The sequence below is a fragment of the Arthrobacter crystallopoietes genome (genome assembly GCF_002849715.1).
In the GTDB taxonomy this organism is placed as follows: Bacteria; Actinomycetota; Actinomycetes; order Actinomycetales; family Micrococcaceae; genus Crystallibacter; species Crystallibacter crystallopoietes.
On record NZ_CP018863.1, the window covers coordinates 771691 to 784174 of the forward strand.

General features: G+C 64.4%; 12 protein-coding genes and 1 pseudogene. 6 read left to right on the forward strand and 7 right to left on the reverse strand.

Annotation, left to right across the window (positions count from 1 at the left end):
* Positions 1-40: 40 nt before the first annotated feature.
* From AC20117_RS03745 to AC20117_RS03755, 3 genes are read left to right on the forward strand one after another with little or no spacing between them, the layout of a single operon-like run.
* Entirely contained in the window at positions 41-952 is a 912-nt protein-coding gene (locus tag AC20117_RS03745; protein ID WP_211482341.1) for a 5-dehydro-4-deoxyglucarate dehydratase, read from the forward strand.
* 11 nt (positions 953-963) lie between these two features.
* Positions 964-2277, forward strand: coding sequence for a glucarate dehydratase family protein (locus AC20117_RS03750; protein WP_236777431.1), 1314 nt, complete (start codon positions 964-966; stop codon positions 2275-2277).
* Positions 2271-3290 carry a 2-hydroxyacid dehydrogenase gene (locus tag AC20117_RS03755; protein ID WP_236777432.1) on the forward strand — a complete coding sequence of 340 codons (1020 nt, stop codon included), beginning with the start codon at positions 2271-2273 and terminating at the stop codon, positions 3288-3290. The genes AC20117_RS03750 and AC20117_RS03755 overlap by 7 nt, the downstream gene beginning before the upstream one ends.
* Positions 3291-3360: 70 nt before the next feature.
* On the opposite strand, the gene AC20117_RS03760 is transcribed toward AC20117_RS03755, so the two are convergent.
* The 7 genes and pseudogenes from AC20117_RS03760 to AC20117_RS03785 form a co-directional block, all read right to left on the reverse strand.
* Complete coding sequence (locus AC20117_RS03760; protein WP_074700927.1) at positions 3361-4080, reverse strand: sulfite exporter TauE/SafE family protein; 720 nt, start codon at positions 4078-4080, stop codon at positions 3361-3363.
* The gene (locus AC20117_RS03765) at positions 4077-5123 is read right to left on the reverse strand and encodes an ABC transporter ATP-binding protein (RefSeq protein WP_074700926.1); all 1047 of its coding nucleotides are present in this window, start codon (positions 5121-5123) and stop codon (positions 4077-4079) included. The genes AC20117_RS03760 and AC20117_RS03765 overlap by 4 nt, the downstream gene beginning before the upstream one ends.
* Positions 5116-6201 (reverse strand): ABC transporter ATP-binding protein, encoded by a 1086-nt coding sequence (locus tag AC20117_RS03770; protein WP_074700925.1) that lies wholly within the window; start codon positions 6199-6201, stop codon positions 5116-5118. Before AC20117_RS03770 ends, AC20117_RS03765 begins: the two co-directional genes overlap by 8 nt.
* Positions 6201-6899 (reverse strand): ABC transporter permease, encoded by a 699-nt coding sequence (locus AC20117_RS03775; protein ID WP_236777433.1) that lies wholly within the window; start codon positions 6897-6899, stop codon positions 6201-6203. Before AC20117_RS03775 ends, AC20117_RS03770 begins: the two co-directional genes overlap by 1 nt.
* A gap of 116 nt (positions 6900-7015) precedes the next feature.
* Positions 7016-7240: pseudogene (locus AC20117_RS24190) on the reverse strand (ABC transporter permease); the annotation flags it as partial.
* A 9-nt stretch (positions 7241-7249) separates the two neighbouring features.
* On the reverse strand, positions 7250-8179 hold the full coding sequence (locus AC20117_RS03780; protein WP_074700924.1) for an ABC transporter permease: 930 nt from the start codon (positions 8177-8179) through the stop codon (positions 7250-7252).
* A gap of 31 nt (positions 8180-8210) precedes the next feature.
* Entirely contained in the window at positions 8211-9782 is a 1572-nt protein-coding gene (locus AC20117_RS03785; protein ID WP_101632523.1) for an ABC transporter substrate-binding protein, read from the reverse strand.
* Between the two features lie 295 nt (positions 9783-10077).
* Here AC20117_RS03785 and AC20117_RS03790 point away from each other — a divergent pair, with 295 nt between their 5' ends.
* The 3 genes from AC20117_RS03790 to AC20117_RS03800 all read left to right on the forward strand — a co-directional run bounded on the left by AC20117_RS03790 (position 10078) and on the right by AC20117_RS03800 (position 12410).
* The gene (locus AC20117_RS03790; RefSeq protein WP_074700922.1) at positions 10078-11028 is read left to right on the forward strand and encodes a 2-hydroxyacid dehydrogenase; all 951 of its coding nucleotides are present in this window, start codon (positions 10078-10080) and stop codon (positions 11026-11028) included.
* 32 nt (positions 11029-11060) lie between these two features.
* On the forward strand, positions 11061-11456 hold the full coding sequence (locus tag AC20117_RS03795; RefSeq protein ID WP_074700921.1) for a universal stress protein: 396 nt from the start codon (positions 11061-11063) through the stop codon (positions 11454-11456).
* A gap of 135 nt (positions 11457-11591) precedes the next feature.
* Entirely contained in the window at positions 11592-12410 is an 819-nt protein-coding gene (locus AC20117_RS03800) for an IclR family transcriptional regulator (RefSeq protein WP_074700920.1), read from the forward strand.
* Positions 12411-12484 lie beyond the last annotated feature (74 nt).

Here is a 12484-nt window from a genome sequence, read left to right on the forward strand (position 1 = left end):
GACAACGAAGCGCCGGTCCTTTAGCTACCAAGGAGATCAAATAATGCTTGACGGTGTGCTGTTCTTTCCCATTACTCCCTTCGCCAGCGATGATTCCGTGGATCACGGCGCACTCAAAGAACATCTGGAGCATGGGCTGCAGTTCAAGCCAGGCGGCATATTCGTCGCTTGCGGGACGGGCGAATTCCACGCTCTTTCCCTGGTCGAACTCTCCGATGTGGTGACCACCGCCGTCGCTACGACCGCGGGCCGCGTGCCGGTCTATGCGGGAGCCGGTGGGGCGCTGGCTCTCGCCAAGGAACAGGTCGGTCTGGCGGAAGCGGCCGGAGCCGACGGCATCCTGCTCTTCCCTCCTTACCTTGTCAGCAGCCCGCAAGAGGGTCTGGTGGCATACGTCAGGGCCATCGCCGGGGCGACTTCGCTGCCCGTCATCGTCTATCACCGTGCCAACGCCCGTTTCACGGAGGCCTCCGCCGTGGAGATTGCCCGTATCCAAAATGTGGCCGGGCTGAAGGACGGCGCCGGAGATCTGGACTTGATGGCGCGTATTGTCCGCGCCGTCAAAGACGAGCTGGCGGGAACAGGCAAGGACTTCCAGTTCTTCAACGGCCTGCCCACAGCCGAGGCATCCCAGCAGGCTTACCGCGCCATCGGCGTGACGCTGTACTCCTCCGCAACGTTCGCTTTTGCACCTGAACTCTCGGTCGCCTTCTACCAAGCGCTCGAAGCCGGCGACGAAGAGCGCCTCGGCCAGCTGAGCCGCGAATTCTTCCATCCGCTGGTACGGCTGCGCGATTCGGTGCCGGGTTACGCCGTCGCCCTGGTCAAGGCCGGCGCCGAACTCGGCGGAATCCAGAGCGGGCATGTCCGGCCGCCCCTGACGGACGCCTCGGAACAGGACCGCGAAGAGCTCAAGCGTCTGCTGGCCGCTGCCCGCGCCCTGCTCGGCTGAGGGGCCGAACCGTGAGCAAATCGATACTGGAACAGGCTCCTGTGCTGGCCAACCTCGGCCAAGCCGCTATCACCGGCGTAACCATCACTCCCGTCGCCTTCAAGGACCCGCCTCTGCTCAACACCGTGGGCGTTCACGAACCGTTTGCCCTGCGGGCGATCGTCGAGGTCCACACGGATGCCGGCGTCAGCGGCGTCGGCGAAACCTACGGCGACGAGGCGCACCTGGCACGGCTACAAGCGGCCGCCCGGTCCCTTCCCGGCACGGACATCTTCAACATTAACCAGCTGCGGGCAAAAGTTGCCGCAGTGCTGGCCGCAGACACCAGCCAAGGCGGCCACGGGATGAGCGGGATGGTCACCGGCTCCAGCACCACGGATCGTGTCCTGTCCCCCTTCGACGTCGCGGCCCTGGACATCCAAGGCAAGCTGCTGGGCCGCCCCGTCAGCGACCTGCTCGGCGGCGCCGTCCGGGAGACCGTCGACTTCAGCGGATACCTGTTCTATAAGTGGGCCGGGCACCCGGACGCCGAGGCGGATTCCTGGGGCGAAGCACTGGACCCGCAGGGCATCGTCGAGCAGGCCCGCCGGATGGTGCGGGACTACGGATTCACCGCCCTCAAGCTCAAAGGCGGCGTGTTCGAGCCCGATCAGGAAATCGCCGCCATCAAGGCACTGCGTGCCGAGTTCCCCGGCCTGCCGCTGCGGCTGGACCCGAATGCAGCCTGGACAGTCGAGACGTCCATCCGGGTCGGCCGGGAGCTCGACGGCGTGCTGGAGTACCTCGAAGATCCTACTACTGGCATCGATGCCATGGCCCAGGTCCGCCGCGCGGTGCCAATGCCATTGGCCACCAACATGTGTGTGGTGAGCTTTGCCGATGTCGCGCCTGCGGTAGCGGCCGGAGCCGTGGACGTCATCCTCTCGGACCATCATTTCTGGGGTGGTCTGCGCCGCTCGCAGGCGCTGGCGGGAATCACCGATACCTTCGGCATGGGGTTGTCCATGCATTCAAACTCGCATCTGGGGATCAGCCTGGCGGCCATGGTCCATCTGGCGGCCGCTACCCCGAATCTGGACTACGCCTGCGATACGCACTGGCCTTGGAAGGATCCGGAAGAGGATGTCGTCCTTCCAGGTTCGCTGGAGTTCAAGGACGGCGCCGTCGCGGTTCCAACGCTGCCGGGACTGGGCGTGGAACTGGACCGGGGCCGGCTGGAGAAACTGCACCGCCAGTACCTTGCCTCCGGGCTGCGCAGCCGCGACGACACCGGTTACATGCAGCGGATCCATACGGCCTACGAACTCAAGTGCCCGCGGTGGTGACGATCCAGGAAGGCACGGCGGTGGAGCGGCCGCTGAACATCGTTGTCACCGACCCGATCATCAGCCGTTTCGAAACCCAGCTAAAGCACGACGGCGGCGCGCACCATTGGCAGATGGCCGCGGCTTGGGATGCAGACCGGCAAGGCAAAGCCCTTGCCGACGCGGACGTGGTGGTCTGTTCCGCCCTTCCCGCCGAGCAGGCGTCCGCAGCCTCCCGGCTGCAACTGGTCCACGTTACCGGGGCAGGCTTCGACAAAATTGCGGTGGGTTCGCTGGCTCCGTCGGTGATCGTGGCGAACACGTTCCATCATGCCCGCCCCATTGCCGAACACGTTCTGATGGTCACGTTGATGCTCTCGCGCCGCGTCCTGACGGCGGACCGCGAGCTCCGCGCCGGGAACTGGCAGACCATCGCCACCAGCGCCGACGTGCCGTTCCACCCGACACTGGATTCCATGGTGCTGGGACTGGTGGGCCTGGGCTCGATCGGCACCGAAGTCGCCCGGCTAGCCCAAGCCATGGGAATGACGGTGCAGGCCATCCGCAACAATTCGGCCGCCATACTTCCGGAGGATCTGCATCCGGCGTGGGTGGGCGGTCACGACGAACTGCCCAAGCTGCTGGAGACTTCCGACGTGGTGGTCGTGACCGTCCCGCTGGACGCAGCCACCCATGGACTGATCGGGGCTGCCGAAATAGCCCGGATGAAGAGCTCAGCCGTCCTGATCAATGTGGCCCGCGGTCCGGTAGTGGACCAGGCCGCGCTGTACGACGCTCTGGCGGGCAACCGCATCGCGGGAGCCGGGATCGACGTCTGGTGGGGGCCACCCGAGAAGGGCAACGTCCCGCCGTCGGACTTTGCGTTCGAGGCGCTGCCGAACGTCGTCGTAACGCCGCACTACTCCGGCCATGCGCGCGTCACCTTCGAGCGCCGGGCTGCCGACATTGTGGCCAACATCGGCAATCTGGCTGCGGGACGGCCGCTGTTCAACATAGTGCGTGCCGCCGATTAGAACGACGACGGCGAAGGAGAGGCCTGGTTTCCGGCGGTTGCTTGCCGGAAACCAGGCCTCTCCTTCGTGATCAGCCCAGCAGCAAGCGGCCCACCAAAAGGACGGCGCCGAATCCCGCTGCTGAGAGTGCTGCGAGTCGCAGGCGGCGGCGGTCCAGGAAACGGTTGGTGTAGCGGGAGACGACATATCCGGCGAGTGCGGCGGGGACCATCCAGGCCGTCAGGATAAGGACTTCGGAGGTCACTTGACCAGCCGCTGCAAGTGCCACCAGTGAAACCGCTGAGCCGACCATGAAGAAGGCGCTCATGGTGCCGCGCAGCCGTGCGCCCTGCTGTCCTTGCCACACCAGGGCCATGGGAGCCCCGCCGATGGACGTCGAAGTCCCCATGACGCCGGAGGCAGCCCCCGCCGCGATCAAATTTGCCCTGCCCGGGAAGGGTGACCAGCCGAAGAAGGCCAGCACCACCCCTAGCAGAACGGCTGCGGCGACCAGCCAGGCCAGTCCCTCGCCGGGGAGGACCACTACCAGCCAGGCACCGAACAGGCTGCCGGGAATCCTGCCCACCAGCGCCCAGCCGGCCCCCTTGAGATCAAGATGAGCCCGCTCCCGGGCAGTGACCATGGTGGTCAGCATCAGGGCCAGGATGATGATGCTGGCGGGTAGGAGAGCGGGGTCGACGAGTGCGATGACGGGTGCGGCGAGCATGCCCATGCCGAAGCCGATCGAGGACTGCAGGCCGGCTGCAGCGAAGACGGCTACGGCAATCAGGGCATACTCGGCCGGGGTCACTGGGCCGGTACCGGGTCCGGGGTGCGGACCTTGATCGTCTCGAGCGGAAAGTGGCATTCGGCGGCATGCGAGGCGTCTTCGGGGGCGGGGACGGCCGGGGGCAGCTGCTCGGCGCAGATGTCCTGGGCCTTCCAGCAGCGGGTCCGGAAGCGGCAGCCCGAGGGCGGATCCAGCGGCGAGGGTATTTCGCCCTGCAGGATGATCCGGTTGCGCTCGGTGCCGGTGACATCCAGTTTGGGGGAAGCAGACATCAGCGCGGCCGTGTACGGGTGGCGGGGGCGGTCGAAGACTTCCTCCGTGGCACCGGTCTCGATGATCCGGCCTAAATACATCACGGCCACCCGGTCCGCGACGTGGCGGACCACGGACAGGTCGTGCGAGATGAACACGTAGGCCACCCCGAGCCGATGCTGCAGGTCGTTCAGGAGGTTGAGCACCTGGGCCTGGACGGAGAGGTCCAGGGCCGAGACCGGTTCGTCCAGGATGATCACGTCGGGGTTCAGGGCTAGCGCGCGGGCGATGCCGATGCGCTGGCGCTGGCCGCCGGAGAATTCCTGCGGAGACTTCTTCGCGTCCGAGGGCCGCAGCCCCACCATGTGGAGCAGTTCGCGGACGCGGGCCTCGCGTTCCCTGGACGTGCGGTAAAGGTCCTTGTGTGCCCGCCACGGCTCGGAAATGATTTCCCCGGCGTTCATGCGGGCGTTCAGGGACGCGAACGGATCCTGGAAGACCATCTGCACCCGCCGGCGCCAGGCCAGCAGTTCCTTGCCGCGCATGCCGAAGGGGTCCTGCCCGTCGAAGCGCACGGTCCCGGAATCCGGCCGTTCCAGCATCATCAGGGTCCGGGCCAGCGTGGACTTGCCGCAGCCGGACTCGCCCACCAGGCCCAGCGTCTCGCCGCGCCCTACCGAGAGGCTGATGCCGTCCAGGGCACGCAGCCGGCTGTTGCCCGAAGGCCCTTTGGGGACGTGGAAGGTCTTGGTGACGCCCTCGACTTCGAGCAGCGTCCCGCTCCCCTGCGGCCGGGTCAGTGTTTCAGTCATTGTCCAGCTCCTCGCTGAAGTGGCAGGCCGCAGCCCGCACGGTGACAGGCAGTGCCGTGGCTGTGGCAGGCCGGGCGGGATGGCGGCCCGGGTTCCCGCCGTCGTCCTTGATCGGCAGCAGTTCCGGGCGCCGGGCCCGGCAGATCTCCTGCACCATCGGGCAGCGCGACTGGTAAACGCAGCCGGGCGGGATGTTGTGCAGTTCGGGCGGGCTGCCGGGAATGGAATTGAGCTCACCGCCGCGTTCGGCGTTGACCGGCACTGATTCCAGCAGGCCCTTGGTGTAGGGGTGGCGGGGGTTGGAGAAGACATCGGCCACCCGCCCGGTCTCCACCACATTCCCCGCATACATGATCGCCACGGTATCGGCTTCTTCGGCGACAACGGCCAGGTCGTGGGTAATGAGCACTACCGCCATGTCGCTTTCCTCGCGGAGACTGCGCAGCAGGGCCATGATCTGGGCCTGGACGGTGACGTCCAGGGCCGTGGTCGGCTCGTCCGCGATCAGCAGCCGCGGGTTCAATGCCACCGCCATCGCGATCAGGATCCGTTGGCGCATGCCGCCGGAGAACTGGTGCGGGTACGCGTTAACCCGGGACTCCGGCTCCGGGATGCCCACGCGTTTCATCAGTTCGATGGCCTTTTCCTTGGCCTGCTTCGCGGAGAGTTTATGGTGGATCCGGAAGGCCTCGCCCAGCTGCGTGCCCACCGGATAAACCGGGTTCAGGGCGGTCAACGCGTCCTGGAACACGATGCCCAGCTCCGGTCCGGCGAACTTGCGCCGCTGCCGCGGACTCAACGCGGCCAGGTCCGTCCCGTTCAGGACGATCTCGCCGCCGGTCACGTCCGCGATCGGATCCAGCAAACCGGCAACGGCCTTGGCCGTCATGGACTTGCCGCAGCCGGACTCGCCCAGCAACGCCAGGGTCTCCCCGGCACGGGCCTCAAAACCCACATTGTCCACGGCGCGCACCGTGCCGCGGCCCGTGCGCAGGTCCACGGTCAGTCCCTCGACTTTCAGCACCGTGGTGCCGGTCTGCCCGGCCGTAGCCGGCGAGTCCTGGGTGAGAGCGCTCATTACTTCGACTCCTCGGTCTTGACAGGAATACGGGCGATCAGGCGTTTGCGCGGCAGCGCCAGACGCCAGCGCTGCGCCGGATCGGTAGCGATCCGCAGCCAGGCCGCCAGCACGTTCGCGGCGATGGTAGTGATCACGATGGCCAGGCCGGGGAAGATGGAGAGCCACCACGCGGTCTGCAGATACTGCCGGCCCTGGGCCACCATCAGGCCCCAGCTGACGTCCGGCGGCTGGATGCCGATACCCAGAAAGCTCAAGGAAGACTCGGCCAGCATGACGTAGCAGAACTCCAGCGTGGCCAGCGTCAGCAGCGTCGGCAGCACCACCGGGATGACATGGCGGCCAATGATGGCGTTGGGCCTGGCACCGAAGGTCCGCGCCGCGTCCACGAACGTCCTGCTCTGCAGCTCCGCCGACTCGGCGCGGGCGGTACGCAGATAAATCGGGATCCGGGTAATCGCCAGGATCAGCACAATGTTGGCAACGCTGGGGTTGAAAACATAGAGCACGACGACGGCGAGCAGCAGCGAGGGAAAACTCATGATCACATCTGCGACGCGCATGGACACGGTTTCACGCCAGCCGCGGTGGTAGCCGGCCCACACTCCCCAGAGGGAACCGATGACCAGCGCAACGCCGACCGCCGGCAGGGCCACGGAAATCGTGGTCCGGGTGGCCACGACCAGGCGGCCGAGCACGCTGCGGCCGAGCGAGTCGCTGCCCAGGAAGTACTCCCAGCCGTTGGCCAGCGTGACGGCGCCTTGTTCGCGAACATGAGGTTCTGCCTGGTAGCCAGGTCCCCCATCAGCATCGGGCCGAAGAGGGCCACCAGACCGACGAAGACCAGTACGGCGGCGGCGACGGTGGCGAATTTATCGCGCAGCAGCAACCGGAAGAGGCCGAGCTTCTTGTCCGAGCTGTCGGCTTTGGTGCCCTTGGGGTCGCCGCCGGGCGGCGGAGAATCCGGGAGGGTGGTGTCAGGTTGTGAAGCGTTAGTGTGCGGCGGCTCGTGGCCGGAAGCGGTGATGGGCGTGGTCATGGGTTCCTCCTACGCCTTCACAGTGGCCGGGCGGACACGTGCATCCAGCAGCGCGTAGCCCAGGTCAATGAGGATGTTCAGGACAAAGATTGCAATCGCGGTCAACAGGACCGCTGCCTGCAGGACCGCGAAATCGCGCTGCAGGATGGAGTCGATCATGAGCTTGCCGATGCCGGGCCAGCCGAAGATGGTTTCCACCACCACCGCCCCGTTGACCAGGCCCACGGTCAGATCGCCCGCCACGGTCAGCGCCGGCGCCGCCGCATTGCGCAAAGCATGATGGGTGACCACCCGCACGTCGCCGGCACCCTTGCTGCGGGCCAGCTTGATATACGGCTCGGACAACGCGGACACCATGGCGCCCCGGACAATCTGGACCAACACCCCGAACGGCCGCAACAACAAAGTCGCAATCGGCAGCACCCAGGCCGACGCGCCGCCGACACCGGAGGTCGGCAGCCAGCCCAACGTGATGGCAAAGATCCAGATGCCGACAATAGCCAGCCAGAAGTCCGGGATCGACGCCGCGGCCATCGACACGAAACTGGAAATACGGTCGGCGATGCCGTTAGGCTTCAACGCCGCCCAACAACCGACAATCACCGCCAGAATGACGGCCAGCACCATGGTAGTAGCGGCCAACTGCAGGGTGGCCGGGAAAGCCCGCAACGCCATGGCTGCCGCGGACTCCCCCGTCCTGAGGGACTCACCGAAGTCCAACCTGAGGACCCCGCCGAAGTAATCGGCCATCTGCGTCAGCAGCGGCTGGTCCAGACCATGACGGGCAGTAAAGTCCGCCCGCATCTGGTCCGTCGCATTCAGCGGCAAATACAGGTTGGCCGGATTACCGGTCAATCGGGCAAGCGCGAACACCCCCACAATCACAGCCACCAACGGCAACGCGCTGGAAAGGATTCGCTTTCTCAGGTAGACAAGCATGGTTTCGTTCCTCGTTTCCCTGCTGTCGTTTTCAGCTGGCCGGGGTCATCTCGGTCAGGCGCAACTCGTCGCCGGAGGATGAGTTAGGCGTGTAGTTGATAGCTGCAGACTTGCCCAAGATGCCCGTCTGGTGTGCGATGGTCGCGAACTGCACGACGTTCTCGTTCTGATAGGTGAAGATGTCTTCGTAGGCCTGCTGCCGGTCATCTCCGGAGCTCTTGCCCGCTTCAAGCAGCCGCTTGTCGAATTCTTCCGTTCCGAAGGAGCTTTGGGCGCCGTCGCTGAGCATGTACTGCTCAACGGTGAACGCGGCGTCCCCAGCCTGGTTGCCATGCTGGATCAGGAGCGCGATGGGACCTTGGTCCTCAACGAACGGCCGGATCTGGTACTGCAGGTGCTGCGACGTTTCGGTCATCTTGAGTTCAACGTTGAGACCTGCCTGGGCCAGCTGTTCCTGCAATACCTGCGACAGCTCCGTGACCTTGGGGAACTGTGCGTTGCGGGCTACCAAAGTGATCTTGGTGTCAACCGGCACGCCGTCCGCCTTGGCTTCTGCGACAAGCGCCTTGGCCTTCTCAAGATCGAAGGGCCAGGCCTCCAGCGAGGCGTTGTGTCCAACTACCCCTTCCGGGATCAGCTGTGCTGCTACCTTGTCCTTGTTCTGGTACAGGCTGGCGACGATGCCTTCCTTGTCGATGGCGTAGTTAATGGCCTGGCGGACGCGGATGTCGTCCAGCGGCGCGGTATCGCCACTGAGTCGCAGGCCGATCGTTTCGTTATTCGGGTAATTCACGCCAAGATCTCCGGCGCCGTCGTCCGGCCCCAGACCCATCGCAATATCGGCTTCGCCGCTCGTCACCATGGCCGCTCGGACAGTGCCCTCGCCACGCCACTGGTACTCAGCCTTGGGGAAGGCCGGCGCATCGCCCCAGTATCCGTCCCACGTGCTCAGCGTAATCTTCTGGCCGGCATCCCACTGCTCGATCTTGTAGGGCCCGGTACCGATCGGTTCCCGGACCTTCTCCGTGTCGCTGGTGGAGGTTGGTACTACTTCGAGGAAGGACAACCGTAACGGAAGAATCGGATCCGGTTCCGGCGTCGTAACCTTCAGAGTTGTTGCATCCACCGCCTCGACTTCCAGATCGGTGTCGCCGAAGACATACCCTTCGACGTTGCAGCCGAGATCGGAGTTAACAGCGCGGTCGATAGTGTAGGCGGCGGCTTCCGCGTTGAAGTCGGTCCCGTCCTGGAACTTCACATCATCGCGAAGTTTCAGAGTCCATTCGGTATCGGAGGTTGCCTCCCACTCGGTTGCCAGCAGCGGCTCGAGTTCGCCGGTAGTCGGGTTGCGCTCGATAAGAGGCTGTGTGACGTTCGACCGGACAACGACGCCGGTCGAGGTCAGGTTCGCTTCGCAGGCCTCCAAAGTGGGGGGCTCCTGCTGGAGGACCACTCGGAGGGTGTCGGACGCGGCACCGGCGGTAGCGCCGGCGGCATTCTCTGAGTTGGCTACGGAACAACCGCTTAGGAGCAAAGCGGACCCGGCAACGACGACGGGTATCTGCAGCCTGAGCTGTCGTTTGATGGATGGTGAAGAAGACATCATTAGGTTCCTTCGGGTCGAAAGCACTGCATTCGGTTCGTTGTCTACGTATGAAGCTCAAGTCTGTGCTGGTGTTCCCCAGCTTGTGGCTCGAGGCGCCAACCGTCAATAAGCAGTTTTTGTGTGAACGGCAGCCAAAACCCGACCAGGCCTTGACACTGCATATGACCCAGCCCACTTTTCCGCATGATTCCGCGGATTTTTGTGGGCGTTCAGGCATCAATACACCGAGCGTATTGATCTATCCAATTTCAGAGTTGGACGCGCATCGATCGACATCACTAATGTCCAGACCATGACGACAACCAACGCAGTGCTGCAGGTAGGGCCCTTGATGCCTGCCGTTCAGGATCCGATCACCACCGAGTACGGTGCCGTGCGCTTGCCCGATAACGCAGATGAGCGTGCAGCTTTCCTTGCAGCACGAGGCGCTGAGTTCGGCGTCGCCGTGACGTCCGGGCGCTTCGGTGTCGGCACCGGACTGATGCAACAGCTCCCGAACCTGCGTGCGGTAGTTAACTTCGGCGTCGGTTATGACACCACCGATGTGGCTCAAGCCGCTGAGCGCGGCATCGCCGTCAGCAACACTCCCGACGTTCTCAATGACTGTGTCGCCGATACCGCGCTCGCCCTTTATCTGGATGTCCTCCGCCGGATCAGCACCGCGGACCGCTACGTCCGGCGAGGCGACTGGCTAAGCAAGGGCAACTTTCCGCTGGCGACGAAAGCCAGTGGAAAGCGCGTCGGCATTGTCGGCCTCGGCCGCATCGGCAAAGTCATCGCGCGTCGCTTGGAAGGCTTCGATTGCCTCATCTCGTATCACAACCGACGTCCCGTTGACGGCGTTTCGTACGAATACCGGGACTCGCTGATTGATCTTGCACGGGACTCAGATGTCCTCATCGTGGCAGCCGCCGGCGGTCCCGACTCTGCCGGATTGATCAATGCGGAAGTCATTGAGGCACTTGGCCGCGACGGATACCTCATCAATATCGCCCGGGGTAGCGTCGTCGACGAGTCCGCTCTCGTGGCCGCGCTGGTCAAGGGAAAATTGGCCGGCGCCGGGCTGGATGTCTTCGCCGACGAGCCCAGGGTTCCCGTGGAACTCCTGGGTCTGGACAACGTCGTCGTCCTCCCGCATTTGGGCAGCGGCACGCATGAAACGCGCGCTGGCATGGCCCAGCTGACTTTGGCCAACCTCAAGCGCTTCCTGGACGACGGCACTTTGGAAACTCCCGTCCATTAGTCTCCCGCATACACCAGCAAACAGGAGTAAACATGAGTGTTGCCGTTGGCTTCGTCCCCACGGATGAAGGTCGTATTGCCCTGCAAAGTGCCATTGATGAGGCGGCCCTGCGCAGCACCAATCTGAGGATCCTCGGTCCCGCCCTGGCGGAAAATACTCCTGCTGCACAAGCAGAACTGACCGAAGCCCTGAAGCGTGCCGCGGATCTTGGGGTTCCGGCGGTGGTCCGGGACATGGAGGGCGACGACGACCCGGGCGACCTGATCGTTGATGTCTCCTTTGAGGACGACGTCGAGCTCGTTGTCATCGGGGTCCGCCGCCGCTCCCGGGTGGGCAAACTGATTCTAGGCAGCACCGCCCAACGTGTGATCCTCGAAGCCGGTTGCCCCGTCCACGCGGTCAAACCCTCAGTGGGTCCGCGCGGCTGACAGAAGCTCTCCCGAGCCTGCCCGCATGCGCTTCATCGACTGGGCGTGTCTGCATATGAAGACGGCTGGGCCACGACCGTACGTTTCCGCTACAGTGTGTCGTCAACGGTTTGTCTTCCCTGGAAGGAGGCCCCCATGAGCGCACCTTCTGCCGTGCCCGCCCGGGCGGGCACGGCCGCCCTCAGCGGCATTCGTGAGGTAAAGTCGGCGGCCCGGACCGTGGAAGTTCTTGAGTTTCTCGCAGCACGGCGCAACCGGCCAGTGACCATCCGGGAACTGTGTTCGGAATTGTCCGCCCCGCGCAGCAGCATCTATGCCCTGCTGCGCACTCTCACTGACTTGGGCTGGGTCCGCACGGATCCTACCCGCTCCATGTACAGCATCGGAATCAGGGCCCTCCTCGCCGGCACCACGTATCTGGACACGGATCCGCTGCTGCGGATCGTCCAGCCACATCTCGAAGAGCTGGGCAAACGCCTCGGCGAAACCGTGCACTACGGCAGACTGGATGGCTCCGACATTGTCTATCTGGCAACCCAGGAGTCTCCCGCCTATGAACGCAAATCCAACCGCGTCGGCCGTCGACTACCCGCTTACGCAACATCACTAGGCAAAGCGGTTCTGGCAAATTTAGGCACCGATGTGGATGCGCATTTGCCGGAGAAGCTGCTGCCCTTGACCCAGCACACGATCACCTCGCGCCGAAAGCTCAAGGCTGATCTGGAGGCTAGCAGGAAGAGGGGCTACGCCCTCGATAACGAAGAGAACACCCTGGGCTTGCGTTGCTTTGGAGTGGGCCTCGACTTGGATGACAGCGGCGGCGACGCCTTGAGTTGTTCGGTGCCCCTGGATCGTTTGAGCCCGCCTCGCGAGCAGGAGATCGTGAACGAACTCCTCGCGACTGCAACACTGATGCGAAAAATCGTTCGCAGTCTCGACGGCCTGCTGGGCTGACCCGCCGAGCGTCATCCCGCACCCACCGTGACCGGTTTCACAAAACCGGTCTTTCGCGACATGATTGCTGCATA

Coding starts and splice junctions, on each gene's coding strand:
- AC20117_RS03780 (WP_074700924.1), bottom strand. CDS start 8,179: ATGCTTGTCTACCTGAGAAAGCGAATCCTTTCCAGCGCGTTGCCGTTG.
- AC20117_RS03790 (WP_074700922.1), top strand. CDS start 10,078: ATGACGACAACCAACGCAGTGCTGCAGGTAGGGCCCTTGATGCCTGCC.
- AC20117_RS03765 (WP_074700926.1), bottom strand. CDS start 5,123: ATGACTGAAACACTGACCCGGCCGCAGGGGAGCGGGACGCTGCTCGAA.
- AC20117_RS03795 (WP_074700921.1), top strand. CDS start 11,061: ATGAGTGTTGCCGTTGGCTTCGTCCCCACGGATGAAGGTCGTATTGCC.
- AC20117_RS03770 (WP_074700925.1), bottom strand. CDS start 6,201: ATGAGCGCTCTCACCCAGGACTCGCCGGCTACGGCCGGGCAGACCGGC.
- AC20117_RS03800 (WP_074700920.1), top strand. CDS start 11,592: ATGAGCGCACCTTCTGCCGTGCCCGCCCGGGCGGGCACGGCCGCCCTC.
- AC20117_RS03785 (WP_101632523.1), bottom strand. CDS start 9,782: ATGTCTTCTTCACCATCCATCAAACGACAGCTCAGGCTGCAGATACCC.